The 21,115-nt window shown below is 71.4% G+C and carries 18 protein-coding genes and 3 tRNA genes; 13 read left to right on the forward strand and 8 right to left on the reverse strand.

Annotated features, from left to right (window positions below):
- The first annotated feature begins 68 nt into the window (after positions 1-68).
- The 3 genes from BKA18_RS13290 (at position 69) to BKA18_RS13300 (ending at position 1,382) form a co-directional block, all read left to right on the forward strand.
- Entirely contained in the window at positions 69-452 is a 384-nt protein-coding gene (locus BKA18_RS13290) for a hypothetical protein (RefSeq protein ID WP_174243922.1), read from the forward strand.
- A 179-nt stretch (positions 453-631) separates the two neighbouring features.
- Entirely contained in the window at positions 632-1,252 is a 621-nt protein-coding gene (locus BKA18_RS13295; protein ID WP_366043336.1) for a bifunctional DNA primase/polymerase, read from the forward strand.
- Between the two features lie 56 nt (positions 1,253-1,308).
- Positions 1,309-1,382, forward strand: a tRNA-Lys gene (locus BKA18_RS13300).
- 72 nt (positions 1,383-1,454) lie between these two features.
- Here the strand turns inward: BKA18_RS13300 and BKA18_RS13305 are convergent.
- Positions 1,455-2,696 (reverse strand): M6 family metalloprotease domain-containing protein, encoded by a 1,242-nt coding sequence (locus tag BKA18_RS13305; protein WP_366043483.1) that lies wholly within the window; start codon positions 2,694-2,696, stop codon positions 1,455-1,457.
- Between the two features lie 361 nt (positions 2,697-3,057).
- On the opposite strand from BKA18_RS13305, the gene BKA18_RS13310 reads away from it, so the two are divergent.
- Positions 3,058-4,872 (forward strand): putative bifunctional diguanylate cyclase/phosphodiesterase, encoded by a 1,815-nt coding sequence (locus tag BKA18_RS13310; RefSeq protein ID WP_366043337.1) that lies wholly within the window; start codon positions 3,058-3,060, stop codon positions 4,870-4,872.
- 161 nt (positions 4,873-5,033) lie between these two features.
- On the opposite strand, the gene BKA18_RS13315 is transcribed toward BKA18_RS13310, so the two are convergent.
- The 3 genes from BKA18_RS13315 to BKA18_RS13325 form a co-directional block, all read right to left on the reverse strand.
- Complete coding sequence (locus tag BKA18_RS13315) at positions 5,034-6,188, reverse strand: LLM class flavin-dependent oxidoreductase (RefSeq protein ID WP_366043338.1); 1,155 nt, start codon at positions 6,186-6,188, stop codon at positions 5,034-5,036.
- A 135-nt stretch (positions 6,189-6,323) separates the two neighbouring features.
- Entirely contained in the window at positions 6,324-7,049 is a 726-nt protein-coding gene (locus tag BKA18_RS13320) for a maleate cis-trans isomerase family protein (RefSeq protein WP_006605418.1), read from the reverse strand.
- 137 nt (positions 7,050-7,186) lie between these two features.
- A complete protein-coding gene (locus tag BKA18_RS13325) occupies positions 7,187-8,092 on the reverse strand; it encodes a maleate cis-trans isomerase family protein (protein WP_366043339.1) in 906 nt (301 codons plus the stop codon).
- A gap of 209 nt (positions 8,093-8,301) precedes the next feature.
- On the opposite strand from BKA18_RS13325, the gene BKA18_RS13330 reads away from it, so the two are divergent.
- Both BKA18_RS13330 and BKA18_RS13335 read left to right on the forward strand, forming a co-directional pair.
- The gene (locus BKA18_RS13330) at positions 8,302-9,267 is read left to right on the forward strand and encodes a D-2-hydroxyacid dehydrogenase (RefSeq protein WP_366043340.1); all 966 of its coding nucleotides are present in this window, start codon (positions 8,302-8,304) and stop codon (positions 9,265-9,267) included.
- A gap of 79 nt (positions 9,268-9,346) precedes the next feature.
- Positions 9,347-10,771, forward strand: coding sequence for an amidase (locus BKA18_RS13335; protein WP_366043341.1), 1,425 nt, complete (start codon positions 9,347-9,349; stop codon positions 10,769-10,771).
- On the opposite strand, the gene BKA18_RS13340 is transcribed toward BKA18_RS13335, so the two are convergent.
- Positions 10,752-11,252: a DUF3830 family protein gene (locus BKA18_RS13340; protein WP_366043342.1), complete on the reverse strand. Its 501-nt coding sequence runs from the start codon at positions 11,250-11,252 to the stop codon at positions 10,752-10,754. The genes BKA18_RS13335 and BKA18_RS13340 overlap by 20 nt on opposite strands.
- A 135-nt stretch (positions 11,253-11,387) precedes the next feature.
- Between BKA18_RS13340 and ehuB the strand changes: the two genes are divergently transcribed.
- The 6 genes from ehuB to BKA18_RS13370 all read left to right on the forward strand — a co-directional run bounded on the left by ehuB (position 11,388) and on the right by BKA18_RS13370 (position 15,783).
- Entirely contained in the window at positions 11,388-12,299 is a 912-nt protein-coding gene (gene ehuB, locus BKA18_RS13345) for an ectoine/hydroxyectoine ABC transporter substrate-binding protein EhuB (protein ID WP_366043343.1), read from the forward strand.
- The gene (gene ehuC / locus BKA18_RS13350; RefSeq protein ID WP_006605412.1) at positions 12,296-13,027 is read left to right on the forward strand and encodes an ectoine/hydroxyectoine ABC transporter permease subunit EhuC; all 732 of its coding nucleotides are present in this window, start codon (positions 12,296-12,298) and stop codon (positions 13,025-13,027) included. The genes ehuB and ehuC overlap by 4 nt, the downstream gene beginning before the upstream one ends.
- A gap of 32 nt (positions 13,028-13,059) precedes the next feature.
- Positions 13,060-13,677 (forward strand): ectoine/hydroxyectoine ABC transporter permease subunit EhuD, encoded by a 618-nt coding sequence (gene ehuD, locus BKA18_RS13355; RefSeq protein ID WP_040900676.1) that lies wholly within the window; start codon positions 13,060-13,062, stop codon positions 13,675-13,677.
- On the forward strand, positions 13,667-14,524 hold the full coding sequence (gene ehuA, locus BKA18_RS13360; protein WP_006605410.1) for an ectoine/hydroxyectoine ABC transporter ATP-binding protein EhuA: 858 nt from the start codon (positions 13,667-13,669) through the stop codon (positions 14,522-14,524). Before ehuD ends, ehuA begins: the two co-directional genes overlap by 11 nt.
- Positions 14,525-14,858: 334 nt before the next feature.
- Complete coding sequence (locus BKA18_RS13365; protein WP_366043344.1) at positions 14,859-15,617, forward strand: IclR family transcriptional regulator; 759 nt, start codon at positions 14,859-14,861, stop codon at positions 15,615-15,617.
- Between the two features lie 92 nt (positions 15,618-15,709).
- Positions 15,710-15,783: transfer RNA gene (locus BKA18_RS13370), tRNA-Lys, on the forward strand.
- Positions 15,784-15,872: 89 nt separating this feature from the next.
- On the opposite strand, the gene BKA18_RS13375 is transcribed toward BKA18_RS13370, so the two are convergent.
- The 3 genes from BKA18_RS13375 to BKA18_RS13385 form a co-directional block, all read right to left on the reverse strand.
- The gene (locus BKA18_RS13375) at positions 15,873-17,639 is read right to left on the reverse strand and encodes an AMP-binding protein (protein ID WP_366043345.1); all 1,767 of its coding nucleotides are present in this window, start codon (positions 17,637-17,639) and stop codon (positions 15,873-15,875) included.
- 151 nt (positions 17,640-17,790) lie between these two features.
- Positions 17,791-19,026 carry a hypothetical protein gene (locus BKA18_RS13380; protein ID WP_366043346.1) on the reverse strand — a complete coding sequence of 412 codons (1,236 nt, stop codon included), beginning with the start codon at positions 19,024-19,026 and terminating at the stop codon, positions 17,791-17,793.
- A gap of 8 nt (positions 19,027-19,034) precedes the next feature.
- A complete protein-coding gene (locus BKA18_RS13385; RefSeq protein WP_231976918.1) occupies positions 19,035-19,454 on the reverse strand; it encodes an SsgA family sporulation/cell division regulator in 420 nt (139 codons plus the stop codon).
- Between the two features lie 480 nt (positions 19,455-19,934).
- Here BKA18_RS13385 and BKA18_RS13390 point away from each other — a divergent pair.
- Positions 19,935-20,008: transfer RNA gene (locus tag BKA18_RS13390), tRNA-Lys, on the forward strand.
- Positions 20,009-21,115 lie beyond the last annotated feature (1,107 nt).

Genomic DNA, 21,115 nt, shown 5'->3' on the forward strand with positions numbered 1-21,115 from the left:
CTCCTGGGCGGGGCGTACTTGCGCGGGGCGGGACAATGGAATGCGGCACACGATCTGGAGGTAGGTACATGTCCGAGCCGCAGCCGGCTCCCGACCCGCGTGGTGCGGCACCCGGACCACGGCGCATGAAGCCCGCGCAGCTGCTCTTCGAGCCGCCCGAGGCCGCCGCCGATCCCGAGCACTTCTTCGATCTGGAGTCGATGGAGGATCCGCGCGAGCTGCTCAGCCGCGCCACGGAACTGACCCTCGCCTTCCGCGCCGCGGCCGACCGTGCCACGGAGTTCCAGGCGCTGGCCGCGGCCCAGCTGGCCGACCCCAGCCGGTTCGACCGGATGCCGCTGGCCGTGCTCGCCGAGCAGGCGGAGTGGACCGAGGACTATGCCCAGAAAATGATCGAGTTCGGGCGCAGCCTGATGCGCAGCGGCAGCTCGCTGCCCGGCGACATGGACTGACCGCCCCGCCCCCGGCCGGCTCCGGGGGTGCTGCCCCAGGCGTCCCCTCCGACTCATGGTCCATGATCATGAGCCGGAGGCATATGCAGGGCGCGAAAGATACCGGCTCCCGCAACGCCCCGCCCTGATTTCCCGCAATCAGCCAAGACCTGGCGCTCCAGCTGGGTAGACCTGTCCCCATGAGCGACTGGCTGCCTGACACCCCGCGCACTCTGGCCTTTCCCACCTCGGCATATGTCACGCTTGCCGGCGCTGACTGGCTCGCCTCCGCCGGCCCCGATCCGGACGCGATGCAGGCGGCGTGGGCCGCCCAGCCGGCCGCGCCGAGCGTGCTGCCGTGCGGCACCGCCTTCGACGTCATCAATGCCCCCGCGCTCTTCGGGCGGCGGATGGTGGACCACTTATGGTCCACCGGCCCCGGTTCGGGGCCGGTGGCCGCGCACCGCGGCCGGATCCTGCTGTTCGCCACCCCCGGCGCGGCCCAGCGGCTGCCCGCGCTGCTCGTCTGGGAGGAGTGGTCCGCCGCCGTCCCCCCGCTGCTGTGCCACGGCAGCGGCGACGCGGTCACCGTCCCCCCGCTGCACCCCCGCCTCGGCGCGGCCGAGATCACCGCCGCGGCCGCCGAGGACCCGTCCGGCCCGGCCGCCTCCCGCTGGCTGGTGGCACCGGATGTCCGCAACCCCTGGCTGCCGGGTCCGGACGTGCTGCTGTGGGCGTGCGTCCGGGCCGCCCGCTCGATGGCCGGGCCAGAGCGGGACACCGCAGCTCAGCACCGCGTTTCGGCGCTCACGCCGGGCTGAGACAAACCGATTTTTGCCCTCCCCGGGCAGGATGCTAATGTTTTCCCCGTCAGCAGGCGCCGCTAGCTCAGTTGGTTAGAGCAGCTGACTCTTAATCAGCGGGTCCGGGGTTCGAGTCCCTGGCGGCGCACAGACAGCCGAAGGCCTCCACCATGGTGGAGGCCTTCGTCGTATGCGCTCCCGTGGTGCGCCGGGCAGGACGTCAGCGGTGCCCGATCTTGACCGCCCAGTCCCCGTCGGCGGTCCGGCCCGCGACCTGGATGCGGACGCCGTCCTTGGCATCGTCCATGCTCTCGCCGACACCCAGCGGCGCGTCCGCGAGCGGCGGATAGACCGAGGTGCCCCAGCAGGCCGAGGTGCCGGGGTGGCCGTCGAGGACCTGCACGGGCCCCGAGCCGGAGGCGGTGTCGCTGTGCACGCGGTAGACCAGGACGCCCTCGGCGCACAGCGAGCGGTCGTTGCCCGTGGCATCGCGTGCCTCGATGGCGAGGGCGCTGTCGTGCCCCGTACGCAGCACCAGGAGCCGCGGCCGGCGCCGGGCGCCGGATTCCCCGGGGGCGGACAGCGTCCGCAGCGAGTGCATGGCCGGGCCGGCCAGATCGATGCACTCGACCTGCCGGTCGGTGATCCAGCCGAGCCGCCACTTGTGCCAGGCGAAGGGGTCGGGTGCCAGGCCGAACTGGCTGCCCATGAGGTCCCAGTCGCCGACATAGGTGTCCCAGTCGCCCTTGCCGCCCTCCGGCCGGTGGTAGAGGTCCGGCAGATCGAAGACGTGCCCGGTCTCGTGGGCGAGGACGTTGCGGTCCGGCGGGCTCTGCTCGAAGACGGTGACGAACCGGCTCAGATCGCGGTCGTCGGCATGCATCGGCTGGTCGAGGTTGACGACCTTGGTGGCGTCCGAGTCCACGCCGGGGGCGTCCGGGTCGGCGACGAAATAGACCACGTCGTAGCGGCTGAAGTCCACGGACGGGTCGGCGGCGGCGACCGCGTCGTGCAGATAGGCCGAGCGCCGGTCGGCGTCCCAGTCACGCTGTATCCCGTACGAGGCCGAGGGCCGCGGCATCCGTACCCAGGAGTGGTGGATGTGCGGCCGCAGCCGGAAGTGGCCGTACGAGGCGCGGGCGAAGAAGCCCGAGGTGGCCGGGAAGTAGTCGTGGGACAGCTCCTGCGGGGTGCTCTCGGGCCGGGCGTCCGGGAAGGACAGGTAGATCATGACGGCGTCGAGCCGGCGGTCCGGGCGCGGATAGGAGCCGTTCCAGCCGTCGACCCCCTCGGAGTGGTGCGCGTCGGTGCGTCCCAGGGCGCACGGGAGCACGGCCTCGGAGGCGGTGGCGGGGCCGGCGACGATGGAGGTCGCGATGAGCGCGCTCAGGGACGTGGCGACGGCCGCGAAGCGCCGCAGACGGCGGCGGTCTCCCCCGTCGGGGGTCCGGGCGCGCGGCACATATACCTCCAGGGACGGATTCGGAGACCTCATCTACCCTGGGGCGATTTAATGCTATTCGGCCCGTTTTGAAGACCCGGACGGGTGACCGGCGCGTCTTCGTTGACTCGTAACGGAAAGTCACAAACGACCAACGGGGCATTCGGCGCGAACACAGGCGGACAGAAATGGCTGAAGTTCCGTCATGCGGGCGGAGGATCCCGGTTGCGTCGCTGGATCGGCCGTTGCGCCAGCCTCTATGATCGCCACACTTTCCAGCGCGAGATCCCCCCTCCATCACGAGACAAGCGCCATGCGGGAGCGAGCAGTGAGCGGACACCCCGACAGCCCGGGCCGCACGCCCGGGGCGACGCTCCCCTCAGTGACGGAGCGTAATGGCACGACCAAAGAACCTGCCGAGACCCGGCCCGCACCCGCCGGCCGCTGCGACGACGGCGCGGCCTCGCTCGGCGACTATCGCGCGGCCTTCTACGCGGGCCGGCTGGCGATGGCCGTGCTCAACCGCGACGGCCTGGTGCTCGCCGCCAACCCCGCCTTCGGCGAACTGGTCGGCGCCGACCCGGAGGAGTTGGTCGCCACCACAGCGGCCGACCTCACCGACCTCGGCGCCGACCCCCGGGTGTGGACCGCCTACCGCGAGGTGCTGTGCGGGCGCAGCGAACGGCTGCACTGCACCCGCCGGCTCAAACACACCGAGGGGCACTCCGTCTGGGTCGAGGTGACCGTCGAGCCGCTCACCCCGGAGCCGCTCAGCGGCGAGGAGCGGATGCTGCTGTCGGTCGCGGACATCAGCGACCGGCACGATCTGCTGGCCCGGCTGCGGCATCTGCAGATGCACGACCCGGTGACCCGGCTGCCCAACCGGGCGCTGTTCTTCGAGCGGCTCTCCACCGCGCTGGAATCCGCCTCCTTCGGGCCGTCCGGCACCGGCCGGATCGGGCTGTGCTACCTCGACCTGGACGGCTTCAAGGCCGTCAACGACACCCTCGGGCACCGCGTCGGCGACCGGCTGCTGAGCGCGGTGGCGCAGCGGCTGACGCGCTGTGCGGAGAGCGCCGCGGACCGCGGGCCGGGCCGCGCCGGGCATCTGGTGGCGCGACTCGGCGGTGACGAGTTCGCTCTTTTGGTGGAAGACTCCACCGGCACCGAACAGCTGGCCGAGCTCGCCCAGTGCGTCCTGGACGCGCTGCAGCGCCCGTTCGACCTGGCCGGGCAGCGGCTGTCGGTCTCGGCGAGCATCGGCGTGGTGGAGCGGGCCGCCGGGGGCACCACCGCGACCGGCCTGATGCAGGCCGCGGACACCACGCTGTACTGGGCGAAGGAGGACGGCAAGGCCCGCTGGACGCTCTTCGACCCGGAGCGCAACGCCCACCGGATGACCCGGCAGGCGCTCTCCAGCACCCTGCGGCCGGCCGTCGACCGCGGCGAATTCACCCTGGAGTACCAGCCGCTGGTCGGACTGGGGGACGGCCGGGCGCAGGGCGTGGAAGCGCTGGTGCGCTGGCGGCATCCGCAGTTCGGGACGCTGTCGCCGAATCGGTTCATCGCGCTGGCGGAGGAGAACGGCGCGATCGTCGAGCTGGGCCGCTGGGTCCTTACGCGGGCCTGTTACCAGGCGCGCGCCTGGCAGCTGGCGCACCCGGGCCAGCCGCTGTTCGTCAGCGTCAATGTGGCCGTACGTCAGGTCTGGGACTCCGACCTGGTCGCCGATGTCGCCGGGATCCTCGCCGAGACGGGGCTGCCGCCGCATCTGCTGCAGCTGGAGCTGACCGAGTCGGCGGTGATGGGCTCGGCCGGCCGGCCGCTGCAGGCCCTGCAGGCGCTGAGCGACATGGGCGTACGGATCGCCATCGACGACTTCGGCACCGGCTACTCCAACCTCGCCTACCTCAGCCGCCTGCCGGTGTCGGTACTGAAGCTGGACGGCTCCTTCGTCCGCGGCTTCCGCTCACAGGAGCACCCCAATCCCGCGGACGAGATGATCGTCGAGGCGCTGGTGGCGCTGGCGCACCGGCTCGGCCTCACGGTCACCGCCGAGTGCGTGGAGAGCGCCGAACAGGCCGAGCGGCTCCGCCGGATCGGCTGCGACACCGGCCAGGGCTGGCTCTACTCCCGTCCCGTCGCCCCCGACCGCGTCGAGGCTCTCCTCGACGCGGGCCGCCATACGGGAGCCTGAGCGGACCACGTGCGCGGAACAGCTCGCCGACGCGGGCGGAATCCGGACCACCGGTGCGGGCGGGCCCGCACCGAAAAGAAATCCCGCCGCAACGGCGCGCCACCCCCACGGCGAGGCCCCGGCGGAATCACCACCGGCCGCAACCGCCGCGTACGAACGCCCTACGCCGGCAACCCGTACACGTCCGCGATCAGCTCGTACGAGCGCAGCCGGGCCGCGCTGCCGTGGGCGTTGGTGGTGATCATCAACTCGTCGGCGCCGGTGCGCTTGGCGAGGTCGTCCAGTCCCTGGCGGACCGCGTCCGGGGTGCCGTGCACGACATTGCCGAGCCAGCTGTCGACGAAGTGGCGCTCCGCCTCCTGGAACGGGTACGCCGCGGCCTCCTCCGGGGTGGGGACCAGACCGGGGCGGCCGGTGCGCAGCCGGAGCATGGACAGCGCGCCGGTCATCACCTGGCGCCGAGCCTCGCGCTCCTCCTCGGCGGCCAGCGCCGCGACCCCGATCAGGGCGTACGGCTCCGCGAGCACCTCGGAGGGGCGGAATGAGGCGCGGTAGAGGTCCAGCGCGGGGAGGGTGTGGGCGGCGGAGAAGTGGTGCGCGAAGGCGAACGGCAGGCCGAGCGAGCCGGCCAGCCGGGCGCTGAAACCGGACGAGCCGAGCAGCCACAGGGGCGGCCGGTGGGCGGACTGGACGCCGCCAGGCGAGGTGGCCTGGACCGGTCCGGGGACCGCATGGATCCCGGCGTACGGATGGCCGTCGGGGAAGGAGTCGTCGAGGAAGCGGGTCAACTCGGCCAACTGCTGGGGGAATTCGTCCCCCAGCTCTCGGGGAGACCCCATTGCACCCTCGTGGTGCGTGCCCCTGCGGAGCGCGGCCGCGGTGGCGCCGTCCGTGCCCGGTGCCCGGCCCAGCCCCAGGTCGATGCGGCCGGGAGCCATCGCCTCCAGGGTGCCGAACTGCTCGGCGATGACCAGCGGGGCGTGGTTGGGCAGCATCACGCCGCCCGAGCCGAGCCGGATGCGGTCGGTGTGGGCAGCGAGATGGGCGAGCAGCACCGCGGGCGAGGAGGACGCGACGCCGGGCATGGAGTGGTGCTCGGCGACCCAGTAGCGGTGGAAGCCGCGGCGTTCGGCCGTACGGGCCAGCTCGACGGCGGTGCGCACCGCACCGGACGCGGTGTGGCCGGCGCCGACCGTCACCAGGTCGAGCACCGACAGCGGGACCGGGGCACTGCCCAGGGCGGTGCCCCGTATCCCGTCGCCGCCGTCGTGGATCGTCTCGCTGCTGCCCCGGATCTCGTCCGCTTCACCGCTCACGGTGCGGTCCTCCTCGCGTCGCTGGTCTGCCGGGAGGACAACCGGAGAGTATCTCCACTTATTCCCGGGTCAGATCCCGTGGGGAGGACCGCTTCCCGGGCGGGGGCCCGGGCCGCAGCGTCCGGCCGCCCGGGGTCAGACGTGCGCGGTCCGGGAGAAGAGGGTGCCGAGCACCGGGCAGGAGAGCGTGCGGTCGAGCAGCCGCAGCCCCTCCCAGACCGTCACCTGGTTCGCGGTGAGCACCGGCTTGCGCAGCTCCGCTTCGAGTGCCGGCAGATGGTCGGCGGTGTGCAGCGCGGTGTCCGGCAGCAGCACCACCTCGGCATCGGGATGGTCGCCGGCGCGGGCCAGTGCCAGCACCTCCTCGCGGCCCCAGGTGCCGACCTCGGCGGCGGTGATGATGCCGCTGGCGCGGGTCGAGACGACCTCCGTCCCGGCGGACTTCAAGAACGCATGGAAGTGCTCGGCCACGTCGTCGGGGTAGGTGGCCGCAATCGCGACCCGCCGTGCCCCGAGCGCCTGGACGGCATGGGCGAACGCGAAGGACGTACTGGAGGCGGGCAGGCCGGCGGTGGCGGACAGCTCCCGGACCTGTTCGTGGGCGCCTTCCCAGCCGAAGACGAAGCTGGCGCTGGTGCAGGACCAGACGACGGCCTCGGCGCCGCGCTCCTTGAGCTCGTCGACGCCGGCCGCCAGCCGCGCGGCGGAGCCCATCTCCAGCAGCGCGTCGACGCGGTGGGCGTCCTCGCCGATGTCGGTATGGACCAGCGGCAGGCGGACCGTGCCGCCCAGGAGCTCTTCGATCCGGGGGTAGTCGTCCTCCGCGGAGTATCCGGGATAGAGGAAGCCGACCGATGCCATGCAGGTCTCCCTTGCGTGTACGGCTGCGGGTGCCGGGGCGTTCGTGGATGCGTTGACGGGTGGAGCGGTGAGGTACGGACGGAGCGCTGCCGGCGAGCGGGATCACGCCGGCAGCGTCCGGGACCGGGGGCGGACCCTCAGACCGGCGGCAGACCTCCGGTGTCCTCGGGTGGGTAGGGCGGCGGTTCGAGGCCCTCGGCCACCTCCCCCTCCGGTGGTGCGGGAGACCCGGCGAAGGCGGCCTCGGGGGTCGCCCGCGGTCCGGTGTCCACCGGCTCCGATCCGTTCATCGCGGCCGGCCCCCGCCGTGCCACCGGATCGAGCAGCGCCTGATACGGGCCCACCGCCGCGACGCCGATGGCGCGCAGCGCGGCCCACATCGTGACCTGGTTGGCCGACAGCACCGGCATCCGCAGCTCGGCCTCCAGCTGCGGGATGACGTCGTAGGTCGGCAGGTTCGTACAGCTGATGAAGAGGGCCTCGGTGTCACCGACCACGGCCGCGCGGGCCATGTCGACGACATCGCGGTAGGGCACCTTCCAGATGTGCCGGGTCAGCCCGAGATAGGCGCGCCCGGTAACCGTGATGCCGGCCTCGCCGAGGAAGTCCTCCAGGGAGTCGGTGACCGATTTCGTATAGGGCGTGACCACGGCGATGCGCCGTGCGCCGATCTCGCGGACCGCTTCGATCAGCGCGCCCGAGGTGGTGAGGGAGGGCACCTCCCCCGCCTGGACCATGGCAGCGCACATGGCCCGCTCGCCCGCCACACCGCCGACGAAGCTGCCGGAGGTGCAGGCATAGGAGATGACCTGCGGTGATACCGCGCACAGCGCCTGGACCGCGGCGTCCAGGGTTTCGTGCTCGCTGACCAGCCGGGCCAGGTCGAGACTGACCTCGACCGGCACGAAGGGGGTTCGGGTGAGGTGGAGGGACACGTCGTCGGGCACCCATCGCCACAGCTCTCGGTCGAGCGCGAAGTCGAAGGGAGCGACAACACCCACGCCGAGCTGCGGCTGTGGGCCACCCAGAAAAGAGACGTCCATGAAGGCCCCTAGAACAACAACGAAGGGCTGGAATGGCCAGGCCAGTGGCCGAGGAGGAGGTGCAGCCGGATCAAGCCGGGACGTCGGGACAGTGCCGTTGTTGACACGGTAGATACGACTTCTTAGCGTGGTCAATCCTCGCATCTCAGGCATCTGTCGGCGCCCCTCTTTTATTGAAGGGGGCTCACGTTTCAGAACGGTTTCTGGCTATGTCCGAAAGCACCGTCCTCGTCCTCGGATCCGACCCGCCGCCGAAGCTGGACCGGCTCGCCGGCCGGGCGCGGGTGATCTTCACCGACGAGGAGTCGCTCGCCGACCGACTCCCCTCCGCCGACGTGTTGTTGGCCTGGGATTTCACCTCCGAGGCGATCCGCAGAGCCTGGCCGGAGCAGGGCCCCAAACCGGGGTGGGTACACACCGCCAGCGCGGGAGTGGATCAGCTGCTGTGCCCGGCGCTGATCGCCGACGACACCGTGGTGACCAATGCCCGCGGTGTCTTCGAGCAGCCGATCGCCGAGTACGTCGCCGGGCTGGTGATCGCTATGGCGAAGGACTTCTACGGAAGTTGGGAGCTCCAGCGGCAGCGGCGCTGGCGGCACCGCGAGACGCTGCGGGTGGCCGGGAGCCGGGCCGTCGTGGTGGGCTCCGGGCCGATCGGCCGGGCCATCGGCAGCACCCTGCTGGCCCTGGGCATCAAGGTCGATCTGGTCGGCCGCCGGGAGCGCCGGGACGATCCGCGCTTCGGCCGGGTGCACGCGAGTGAGGCGCTGGACGGGCTGCTGCCCCATGCGGACTGGGTGATCTGTGCGGCGCCGCTGACCGACGCCACCCGCGGGCTATTCGACAAGGCGGCCTTCGAGCGGATGCCGCAGCGGGCCCGCTTCATCAACGTCGGGCGCGGGCCGCTGGTCGTCGAGGCCGATCTGGTCGCGGCGCTGCGCGCCTGGCGGATCGCGGCGGCGGCGCTGGACGTCTTCGAGCAGGAGCCGCTCACCACGGACAGCCCGCTGTGGGACGTACCGCATCTGATCGTCTCGCCCCACATGAGCGGCGACACCCTGGGCTGGCGGGACGCCCTCGCCGAGCAGTTCCAGGACAACTTCGACAAGTGGTCGGCGGGCGAGCCGCTGGACAACGTCGTCGACAAACGGCTCGGGTACGTACCGGTGCAGTGACGGCGCCCGGCTGCCGGGCCCGGCGCGGCAGTCCCGCTCCCCCACCGCCCCGCCGGGGCGGCCGACGCTCGGAGGACGCATGACCACCGAACCGACCCACCTCGCCGACCTCACCGCCACCCGGCTCACCGCCGGGTACGCGGCCGGCGAATTCTCCCCCGTCGAGGCGGCCCGGGCGGTGCTGGAGCGCGCCGAGGCCGCCCAGTCCGCGACGAACTGCTTCACCCGGATCGACGCGGACGAGGCGCTGGCGGGCGCCCGGGAATCGGAGGAGCGCTGGCGGGCCGGTGAACCGGCCGGTCCGCTGGACGGGGTCCCGGTCACCGTCAAGGATCTGATCCTCACCCGGGGCGCCCCGACGCTGCGCGGTTCGCGCACGGTGCGGGCCGAGGGCCCCTGGGACGAGGACGCCCCGTCGGTCGCCCGGCTGCGGGAGTCCGGTGCGGTGTTCGTCGGCAAGACCACCACCCCCGAGTTCGGCTGGAAGGGCGTCACCGACAGTCCGCGGCACGGGGTGACGGGCAACCCGTACGACCCGGCCCGCACCTCGGGCGGCTCCAGCGGCGGCAGCGCGGCGGCGGTGGCCTCGGGCGCGGGGCCGCTGAGCCTGGGCACGGACGGCGGCGGCTCGGTGCGCATCCCGGCGTCGTTCTGCGGGATCTTCGCGCTCAAGGCGACCTACGGGCGGGTGCCGCTGTATCCGGCGAGCCCGTTCGGGACGCTGGCGCACGTCGGGCCGATGACCCGGGACGCGGCGGACGCGGCGCTGGCGATGGACGTGATCTGCGGGCCGGACTGGCGGGACTGGTCCCAGCTCGGTCCGGCGACCGGCTCGTTCCGTGCAGAGCTGGCCGGCCCGGTGTCCGGACTGCGGGTGGCCTACAGCCCGTCGCTCGGCTGGGAGGTGCCCATCGCTCCGGAGGTCGCCGCGGCGGTCCGCCGGGCCGTCGACACCCTCGCCGGGCTCGGTGCGTCCGTCGAGGAGATCGACCCGGGCATCGCGGACCCCGTGGAGGCCTTCCACACGCTGTGGTTCAGCGGCGCGGCCCGGGTGGTGCAGCATCTGGACGACGCGGACCGGGCACTGCTCGACCCGGGGCTCCAGGAGATCTGCGCACAGGGTGCCCGCTACAGCGCGCTGGACTATCTCGCGGCGGTCGATACGCGGATGGCTCTCGGCCAGGCCATGGGCCGCTTCCACAGCGCCTACGACCTGCTGGTGACCCCGACGGTACCGATCACCGCCTTCGAAGCGGGCGCCGAGGTGCCGTCCGGATCGGGCCACACCCGCTGGACCGGCTGGACCCCGTTCACCTACCCCTTCAACCTCACCCAGCAGCCGGCCGCGACGCTGCCGTGCGGGGTGGACGCCGACGGGCTGCCGATCGGCGTCCAGCTGGTCGGTGCGCGGCATGCGGACGCGCTGGTGCTGCGCGCCGCGCATGCCCTCTACGAGGCGGGGACCGCACAGATCCCCGCGCCCCCTACGCCCGCCGGAAGCTGAGGGTCTCCCCCAACGCCCCGGCCCGCCACAGGTCCTGACAGGCGTCGGCCATCCGGTCCAGGTTGTCGACGACGCTGCCCCACACGATGCCCGGCACCCAGCCCGCGTCGCCGTTGATCAGCAGATTGTTGCGCTCGTAGAACAGCGCGAGATCGACGACGGTGGTGCGGCCCTGGTGTGCGGCCTGGGTCTCGTAACCGTAGGACTTCGTCCCCAGTTGTGTGTCCGTGAAGGTGAAGTAACACAGATCGCCGGGGATCGGAGTGATCGTCGGGTTCTCCAGCGGCGGCTCCTCAGGAGCGAACGGCGCGAGCAGGGCGTAGATCTCGTTGCGGGCGTATTTGGCGTGGTAGACGTCGCCGCCGAGCGGGAGTGCATCCCACACGGCATTGCAGGTGATCGGCGCGCGGTCGTCTAGCAACTTGGCCGTGCAGCTCACGCCGCGCTTGTCCAGGGAGACTTCGATGAAGCGATCGGTCATGCCCCTGATCGTAGGTGGGCAATACCGGCGTACGGAACAACTCCGCGGCGCTTGTATCAAGGGCCGGAAACGATCGGCATATATGCCGGGTGTCCGGGTAGTCGCGCGCCCATGGCTCCACCACAGGAGAACAGAATGATCAATAGAAAATTGACCGGCGGAATCCGACGCCGATCGCTGCTCGCGGGGGTGGCGGCGCTCGGCGCAGCAGGTGCGATGGGAGCGGGCACCGGCTGCTCACGGGTCGACGTCACCGGGGCGACCGGCGGCGGACACCAGCTGGAGGATCTGCGGAAAAAGGGCACCGTCCGCATGGGAATCGCCAGCGAACCGCCCTATGCCTCCATCAACAGCAAGGGTCAACTGACCGGCGAGGCCCCCGCGGTCGCCAAGACGATCTTCCGGCGGCTGGGCATCAGGAACTTCGAACCGGTACCCGTCGAATTCGGCGCTCTGGTGCCCGGTCTGCATTCGTTCCAGTACGACGTCATCGTCGCGGGCATGTTCATCAACAAGGCGCGCTGTGCAGCCGTCCTCTTCTCCGACCCGGATTACGAGAGCAAGGACGCCTTCCTCGTCCTGAAGGGCAACCCGAAAAATATCCACTCCTATGCGGACATCGCCAAGGGGAAATACCGGATGGGTTCCGGTATCGGCTATGCGGAGATCGACTACGCGGTCGGCAACGGCGTCAAGAAGAGCTCGATCCAGACCTACGGCGACCAGATCGCCGGCATGGAGGCCCTGGAGGCCGGCCGGATCGACGTCTTCGCCGGCACCGCGCTGACCATGATCGAGGCGTTGAAGACCGGCGCCCACCCCAAGGTGGGGATGACCCGGCCGTTCACCCCGGAGGTCGACGGCAAGCCCCAGCGCGACGGCGGCGGCTACGGCTTCCGCATCGGCGAGACCAAGCTGCGCGACGCCTTCAACCGCGAGCTGCAGAAGATGAAGAAGAGCGGCGAACTCCTGCGCATCGCCGAGCCGTACGGCTTCACCAAGGAGTTCCAGACCGACCTCACGGCGAAGGAGCTCTGTAAGAAGTGACCGGCGCTCTGTGGAATCTCTTCTTCGAGGGGCTGTGGATCACCATCCAGCTGATGGTCTACAGCGCCGCCCTGGCCGCGGTCGTCGCCTTCAGCATCGGCCTCGCCCGCACCTCACGGTTCTGGATCGTCCGCTTCCTGTCCGGTGTCTATGTGGAGTTCTTCCGCGGCACCTCGGCACTGGTGCTGATGTTCTGGCTGTTCTTCGCACTGCCGCTGCTGGGCTGGCAGTTGGTCGGCATCTGGGCGGGCACCCTGGCGCTGGGCCTGTCGTACGGCGCATACGGCTCCGAGATCGTCCGCGGCGCCGTCCAGGCGGTGGCTCCCGCCCAGCGTGAGGCGGCCATCGCGCTGAGCTTCACGCCCTGGCAGCGGCTGCAGAAGGTGATCCTGCCGCAGGCCGTTCCCGAGATGATGCCGCCGTTCAACAACCTGCTGATCGAGCTGCTCAAGGGCACCGCGCTGGCCTCGCTGCTGTCCATCGGCGAACTCACCTTCCAGGCCAAGCTGGCCCGGCTGTCGACCGGTCAGAGCGCCCAGATCTACGGCATCATCCTCGTCCTCTACTTCGCGGTCGCGTTCGTGCTGACCCGGATCATGCGGGTCCTGGAGCGCCGCGCCAAGGCCTCGATCGGCCGGGCGGTGCCCAAGGGCGAGGGCTGGTTCTCCCGCAAGCTGCCCGTCGAAAAGCAGGGTCCCGAGGCGCTGGCCACCGGAGGCAAGCCGTGAACAACTGGTCGTGGAGCTATGTCGGCGAGATCATGCCCGACATCCTCAAGGGTCTGTGGATCACCGTCCAGGCGACGATCTACGGCTCGCTGGTGTCGTTCGTGCTGGGCCTGGTCTGGGCGCTGGCGCTGCGCGCGCCGAGCCGCTGGGTGACCTGGCCGGTGAGCGTCTTCGTCGAGTTCGTCCGCAACACCCCGCTGCTGGTGCAGCTGTTCTTCCTGTTCTTCGTCCTGCCGACCTGGGGACTGACCTTCGCCCCGCTGACCACCGGCGTCATCGGCCTGGGCCTGCACTACTCGACGTACACCTCCGAGGTCTACCGCGCCGGTATCGAGGGCGTCCCGCCCGGCCAGTGGGAGGCCGCGACGGCGCTGAGCCTGCCGGCCCGGCGCACCTGGATCGCGGTGATCCTGCCGCAGGCGTTCCGCCGGGTGGTGCCCGCGCTGGGCAACTACGTCATCGCGATGTTCAAGGACACGCCGCTGCTGGCCGGTATCACCGTCGCCGACATGCTCTTCCAGGCGAACAGCATCAGCGCCACCACCTTCGACTACCTGGAGCCGATCACCGTCGTCGGCATCCTCTTCGTGGTCATCTCCTACCCCACCTCCCTCCTCCTGCGAGCCCTGGAGCGTCGCCTTGTCCGCTGACAGCAATCACCCGAAGGACCACACCGGAGACACGGCGAACCCTGCGGCGGATGGGGGCACTTCCCGGACGGAGTCCGCGGAAGGCGCCGAGCTGATCCGCTTCGACAAGGTCACCAAGCGGTTCGGGACCAACACCGTCCTGGACTCCCTGGACTTCACCGTCTCGTCGGGCAAGCACGTCACCCTCATCGGCCCCTCCGGCTCCGGCAAGACCACCATCCTGCGCCTGCTGATGACGCTGCTGAAGCCGGACGAGGGCACCATCAAGGTCGGCGGCCAGTATCTGACGCACGAGGAGAAGGGCGGCAAGCTCGTACCGGCCGGGGAGAAGCACACCCGCGAGGTCCGCAAGAAGATCGGCATGGTCTTCCAGCAGTTCAACCTCTTCCCGAACATGAAGGTGCTGCGGAACATCACCGAGGCGCCGGTGCACGTCCTCGGGATGGACAAGGACGCCGCCGAGGAGCGGGCCCGCGATCTCCTCGACCTGGTGGGCCTGACCGAGCATCTCGACAAGTACCCCACCCAGCTCTCCGGCGGCCAGCAGCAGCGGGTCGCCATCGCCCGGGCGCTGGCGATGCGCCCGCAGGTGCTGCTGCTGGACGAGGTGACCTCGGCGCTCGACCCGGAACTGGTGGCCGGGGTGCTGGACGTGCTGCGGGACATCGCCCACACCACGGACATCACGATGCTGTGCGTCACCCACGAGATGAACTTCGCCCGGGACATCTCCGACGACGTCCTGATGTTCGACGCCGGACGGGTCATCGAGTCCGGCTCCCCGGAGAAGATCTTCACCGAGCCGGAACACGAGCGCACCCGGGAGTTCCTGAGCGCCGTGCTGTGAACGGCACGCCGTAGGCAAGGGGTTCGGATGGTGTGTCCCTGACGGGGCACACCACCCGCTGCCGTCCCCCCGGTGCGGATGGCCGGATCCCCCTCGGAGCCCGACGACTCCCGGCCACCCGGCCTTGTGACCTTGGCATATGCCAATGTCTCTCGCCCCAGTCCAGAAAACCGGGACGCGCTTCTTTTCGGTCAAGACCCCCTCCGCCGAAGGCCGTTGGCCGCTATCGTGAGGACAGCCCCCGTTGTCCGGGAGCGGCCGGGCACCATCCGCCGGCCCGTGACCACCGGCGGAGGTCACGACGCAAGCGGTACCAACCTGCTAGGGGGACACCGTGGCGCTGAAGCCCGAGCCGACCGCGCCGTTCCATTCGGTGCAGTACGCCCTGCGCGTACTCGAAACGATCTCCAGGCACGCCGGCGGCGTGACCGATGCGCAGATCGCCCGCGACACCGGCCTGTCCCCCGGCCACCTCGCCCACATGCTGTCGATGCTCCGGCGCGAGGGCTATGTCGAGCAGCTCTCCGACGGCGCGAATGTCATCGGCCACGCCCTGCTGCTCCTGGGCTCGGGCAGGGAACGCAACCAGGCCCTGCGCGACAAGCTTCAGCTCACCCTCGACCAGCTGCGCGACTCGGTCGGCGCGGCGGTCTACATCAGCCGGTACATCGACGGCGAAGTGAAGATCCTCCACTACGCCGACGGGCCGCTGGCTCCCAAGGTCAACGAGTGGGCCGAGTTCCATCGCACCGCGCACGCCAGCGCGGTCGGCAAATGCCTGCTCGCCCAGCTCGACCACGACGGCCGCAAGGACCACCTCTCCCGCCGCAAGACCGCCCGGCTCACCTCCCGGACGATCACCAACGAGAAGGTCCTGTTCCACAAGCTCGACAGCCAGCCGCCCACGGTCCCCGTGCTCGATCTCCAGGAGTACGCCGTCGGCACGGTCTGTGCGGCCGTACCGATCACCGCCGGTTCGACGGTGGGCTGCCTGGCGCTGTCCATGCCGCTGGAGCACGCCCACCGGCTGCGCCAGGCCGCCGACGCCCTCAACCGCAAGGCCGCTCCGGTGCTGCTGTCGCTGGCGATCTGAGCCGGGTGCGACTGGGCCAGGCCGGCGCTCGGCCCTCCTGGCAGTGGTCCGGAGCACCCCTCTCGACCAGGTAGTATTTCTTTCGTCAGCGCGCGCCGCTAGCTCAGTTGGTTAGAGCAGCTGACTCTTAATCAGCGGGTCCGGGGTTCGAGTCCCTGGCGGCGCACGTATCGAGTGGGCGTTTCCGGTTCTCCGGGAACGCCCACTCTGCTGTGTGGGGCGGGGCGGACGGGAGCGCCCGTCGACGGCATCGGCTCAGCGGTCCAGAAGGTGCGCCCGGTCGTGCTCGCGGTAGAGCGCCAGGAGGGCGGACCGGTCCCCGGCGGTGAACGGGCGATAGGTGCTGCCGGCGGGGAGGGCCCGGGCGGCCGGGCCCGTCGGGGTGAGCGGTGACCACCAGACCGGGTCCGGGCACCGGAATCCTTCCCGCCGCAGGGCGACGCGGTGCACCTTGTTCGTGGCGGTCACCGGCAGCGCGGCCATCGTCCGGACGAAGCGGGGCGCCATCTTCGTGCCGAGATCGGGCTGGGCGGCGAGAAAGGCCGTGAAATCGTCCGGGTCGAACGCGGCGCCGTCCGGCACCGCGAGGGCCGCCATGACCTGGTCGCCGGCGATGGGATCGGGCACGGCATAGACGGCGGCGCCGGCGGCCGGGGCGTACCGGGCGAGGATGTTCTCGATCATCGCGGCGGCCAGATTCTCGCTGTCGACCCGCAGCCGGTCGTCCGTCCGCCCGGCGAAGTGGAAGAAGCCCGCGGCGTCCCGGAAGAAGAGGTCGCCGGTCCAGTACCAGCCGGCGCCGGCCCCCTCGGCGCCCCGGCCGCGGGTACGGGCGGCGGTCGCCTCGGGGTTGCGCCAGTAGCCCTCGAAGGAGCTGCGGCCGCGGTTGACCAGCTCGCCGATCGCCTCCGCGCCGTTCAGCAGCCGGCCGGCCGGATCGAGGCGGGCGCGCGGCAGCTCGGCGCCGGTCTCCGGGTCGACGACGGCGAGATCGTCGCCGGGCGCGGGCCGGCCGAGGGCGCCGGGCGGGGTGTCCGGGGTGCGCTGGAGCGCGGCGCCGCCCTCGGAGGAGCCGTACCCCTCCGTCAGGCGGACGCCGAACCGTTCGGCGAAGCGGGCGGCGTCGACGGCGCCCGCCTCGGTGCCGAACCCGCGGCGCAGCCGATGGTCCCGGTCGTCGGGGGCGGGCGGGGTGGCGAGCAGATACTGCACGGCCCGGCCGACATAGGTGAAGTAGGTGGCCCCGTAGCGGCGGACGTCGGGGAGGAAGGCGGAGGCCGAGAAGCGGCGGCACAGCGCCACGGCGGCGCCGCCGGCGAGCGCCGGGGCCCAGCCGGCGATCACCGCGTTGCCGTGGAACATCGGCATGCAGAGGTAGTGGACGTCGTCCCGGCGCACCCCGAGACGGCCGGCCAGCGAGTGCCCGGCGGCGGCGAGCCGGCCCTGGCTGCAGACGGCGGCCTTGGGGGCGCCGGTGGAGCCGGAGGTGAAGGTGAGCAGCATCCGGGTGGCAGGTGCCGGGGTGCCGCCGGGGCCGGAGGTGATCTCGTCGGGCGTCGTGCCCTCGTACGGCGCGAGCAGCTGCCGGTAGGCCGGGTCGTCCACGACGAGGATCCGCTCGGGCGGGAGCGGGAGGGCCAGGCCGGCCAGCAGCGGCAGCCGGGCGCGCTCGGTGATCAGCAGCGCGCAGTCGGTGTGGGCAAGGTCGCGGGCGAGCTCCGGGCCGCGGCGGGTGGGGTTGAGCCCGGCGACGGCGGCCCCGGCGAGCGCCGCCGCACTCAGCCACAGCGGATACTCCGGGACGTTGTCGAGCAGCACCCCCACGTGCGGCGGCACCCCACGCGGCAGCAGCTCCCGCAGCAACGCCGCCCGCGCCGCGGCGCCGCCCGCCAGCTGGTGATGGGTGAGCCGCAGCTCCCCGTACTTCGCCCCCACCCGGTGATCGCCCCACTGCGCCCGGACGAGCTCCGCGAGGGTGGCGGCGCCGGAACTGCCGCTGAGGGCGGGGGTGTTGGGTGCCATGGGGGCAGAGGGTAGCTGACGCTGCGTCAGATTTGGAGCCCGGCGCGTACGCTCCTGCGGCCGCCGCCGGGGACCTCGGCGGCCGGGCCGACGGGCGCGGTGGTGCGCGCCACGGCGGCCTGGCGCAGCGGGACGGGTCCGGGTCCGGAGGTCAGGCGGCCACCGTGAGCGGGGCCGTGCCGGGGCGGGCGGCCGCCTGCACCAGGGCCGCGTACGTACGGCGGAGGGCGATCAGCGACTCCTGGGCCTCGCGGTAGACGGCGGCGTCCGGGCCGCCGCGGTGGGCGAGGGTCCGTACGGGTGCGCAGTGGCGGTCCATCGCGCTGAGCCAGGCACGCTGCTGCGCCGGGAGATGACGCCGCAGGAGCTGGCGCCGGCCCTCGCCCAGCCGGCGGCCGCCGATGCCCAGCACCGCGTCGGCCGCCTGGAGGACCGGCGGTTCCAGGGCGCCCTGTTCGGCGAGCGCACCGAGCACCGCGCGCTGCTGCGGGGTGGCCGGGGCCGCCGCCAGTTCCGCCGCCTCGGCGAGGAGCTGGGCGCGCAGTGCGTGCTGGACGCGTACCAGCCGGCGCAGCGCCGTCGGGGTGGAGGAGTCGTCGGGCGAACGGCCCGCGAGGGTTTCGGCGAGCCGGAAGAGCCAGATCCCGTGGGCCTCCAGCCGGGTCGCGGCCAGCATCAGCCGGTCCAGACGGCTGAGCGGCTGCCCCTCGGGGGCCCAGCGGACGATCGGCACCAGCGTTTCGGTGCGGGCCAGTTGGTCGATGGGGATATGGCGGCGCGGTTTGCGTTCGGGGGCCCAGTTGTGGAGCGCGAGGGTGGGCAGGGCGACGAACTGGTCGTGGTCGATACGGTGCGCGATCGCCGACCACAGGTCGAGAAAGGCCTCGTCGGCGACCTCGCGGGCGGCCGGCGCCTGCGGGTCGAGTCCGCACCAGCCGCAGGACACCGCGATCACCGCGATCCGCATGGCCGCGGCCTCCGCGTTCCGCAGCGAGAGCCGGGAGACGCGCTGCCGCAGGGCGGCCAACTCACCGGCCCGGCGGGCCCGTTCCACCAGCGCGACGGCCGCCTCCCGGTCGGGAGCGGTCGCGGCCGCCCGCGCCATGGCGTCCAGCCGGGTCCAGGTGCCGATCATGGAACGGACCGGGGGCCGCTCGGGCAGAAAGCCGTGCGTGCGGGGGTCGTGCGAAGCGGCCGTGGCGGGTTCGCCGGCGGTCGCCTCGGCGCCGCCGCCCGCCGCCCGGCCCGGTGGCGCGGCCTGCCGCGCGGCGGGTATAGGGGAGGCGGCGGGCTCGGCCGCTCCCGCCTCCGGAGTCGCAGCCCCGTTCACAGTCACCCCCATGGGCTCGGCCCCGGTCGGGGGCCCGGTCGTGGTCGTGATCGTCATGTCCCCCATCAGCACTTCCCCGCGAGCAGCCGGGCCAGGTGGGTGTCCAGGTCGAGGTAGTGGCCCTCATGGCCGGGCGGGACGATCGCCGCGGTCTGCTCCAGCCAGGGGGTCAGCTCGCTCGCCCGTACCGACAGCTCACAGATGCTGTCGTCGGTGGACAGCTCGATGTGCACCCGCCGCGGTTCGCCCGGCCGGCGGAACGGCCACACCCGTACGTCCCCCTCCCCCGCCTCGCCGTGCAGCCCGGCCAGCAGCAGTTCACGGGCGAACAGCCAGGTGGCGACCGTCCGGCCGCGGCTGATGAAGGCGACCTCGACCTCGTACGGGCGGTCACTGCGATAGCTGAACCGGCCGGCCACCGGAACTGCTTCGTCCGGCCCGAGGAGGAGCTGCATCTCAAGGGTGCGCTTGGCTGTCGACACCACGACGATCAACCTTTCCGACGGAGGGGCGAGTCCCGGGGACCGGTCCGGGGCGCGCGTCCTGGCAGACGTTGCTTTGGAGGGTGGGGTTGCAAGAGGTGAAGGAGGAGTGACGGACGCCATGGCCGGCACCTCTGCGAGCGTGTGCAGTTTTTTCGTCCTGACGGTCGCCTCAGCCTCTCAACCATCGGTCGATATCGCATGTTGACGGGGCAACGGATGATCTACCGCCCATTCGCCCCTTGCCCTCCCCTTACTCCCCCCTGCTCTCGATCCTCACAGAGCGATGCGGGCGGACGAGCGGTCGAAGGTCCCAAGATCGCGGGACTTTCGACCGCGGCGCGAGGGACCACCGGCGGGGTACGGGGAGACGGAGCGGGCGCCGGATCGAGTGGCGGGGATCACAGGTCCCGGGCGCGTGAGCAGCGCGGTCGGGGGTACGGAGCACCCTCCGAGTTCGTGTAAAGTTCTCCAGGTCAGCGCGCGCCGCTAGCTCAGTTGGTTAGAGCAGCTGACTCTTAATCAGCGGGTCCGGGGTTCGAGTCCCTGGCGGCGCACGTCACACTGAGGCCCCTCGCCATGCGGGGGGCCTCAGTCATGGGGTCGGGCGGATGGAGGGGTGTCCCCGTCGGCCGGCACCCCCCTTGCGCGGGTCCGGAAGCCGAACGGCGTAAGCGAGGGCCCCACCGCGCGTCGCGGGCCATGATCGGGCCGGGGGCGGAGGCCTCTCGCGATATGCGGAAGGAAGCGGGCCGAAATTCCGGCGATCACAAACGGTAATTGTTCGGTCGCATAGGGATTCGGAAGCCGGGGCCGCCATTCCCTTTCCGTCGACTCTCCCATCGGGCACTCCGCGGCTTTCGAGCCGCCCCGCATCCGCCGTGCCGGGTATCGACTCTCGCGGCGATGGGGGTGCTGCCGACGCCACGACGACCGTCGCCCGAAATCCCGGCGGCACTGTCCACGGATTGGACACTCCAGCGCCTTCCCCCACGCCACTGCGCCGTCGGCCGGCCGAGAACTGGGGGATTCCCGGGGCATGGTTCACACCTTCGGCCAAATCGCCGTACGCGGAGGTAACTTCGACGAAGTCGCCAAACGGGCCGAACCCGGCACGGACCCGACCTCCGCCCGCTTTGCCGGTGAATTCCGCCGGCTGCCGCCCGATGCCGCACGCAGCACGCTTCAAGTCCCTTGAGCAGGTGGTTTATTCACGACACAGCGGCATCCACACCGTCCCATCGAGGCAACCCGGAATCCCGCGGCGGGGTCCTATTCTTCAGCGGCCGATGGCTGATCGGCGGCGGACTTTACCGGTGCGGGACACGCCTCTTTGCCCGCCGGCGCGTGCGCGCCCACGAGCAGGGCAGGGCTCGGTCATCGCCCCGATATCCGTCGACAGCGGGAAAATTAGCAGCAGTTCCGGATCAAATGATGTGCGCTGCATCACACCGCGCCCCGTATTACGCATTCTGTGAGCACATTTAGAGTGACTCTTGCCACCATGACGGCGGTTAGGGACCCTGGCCTGGTCCCTCAGCAGAAATCAGGCCGGGTTCTGTGACGGGGGAACAGTGGGGTACGCCGGGTGGCGTGATGTGAACACGGGGAACTCTCCGCTTGGCAAGATCGCGGAAGTGTTTCACACACAACCGGAAGATGGT

Source organism: Streptomyces auratus, assembly GCF_050433025.1.
In the GTDB taxonomy this organism is placed as follows: domain Bacteria; phylum Actinomycetota; class Actinomycetes; order Streptomycetales; family Streptomycetaceae; genus Streptomyces; species Streptomyces sioyaensis.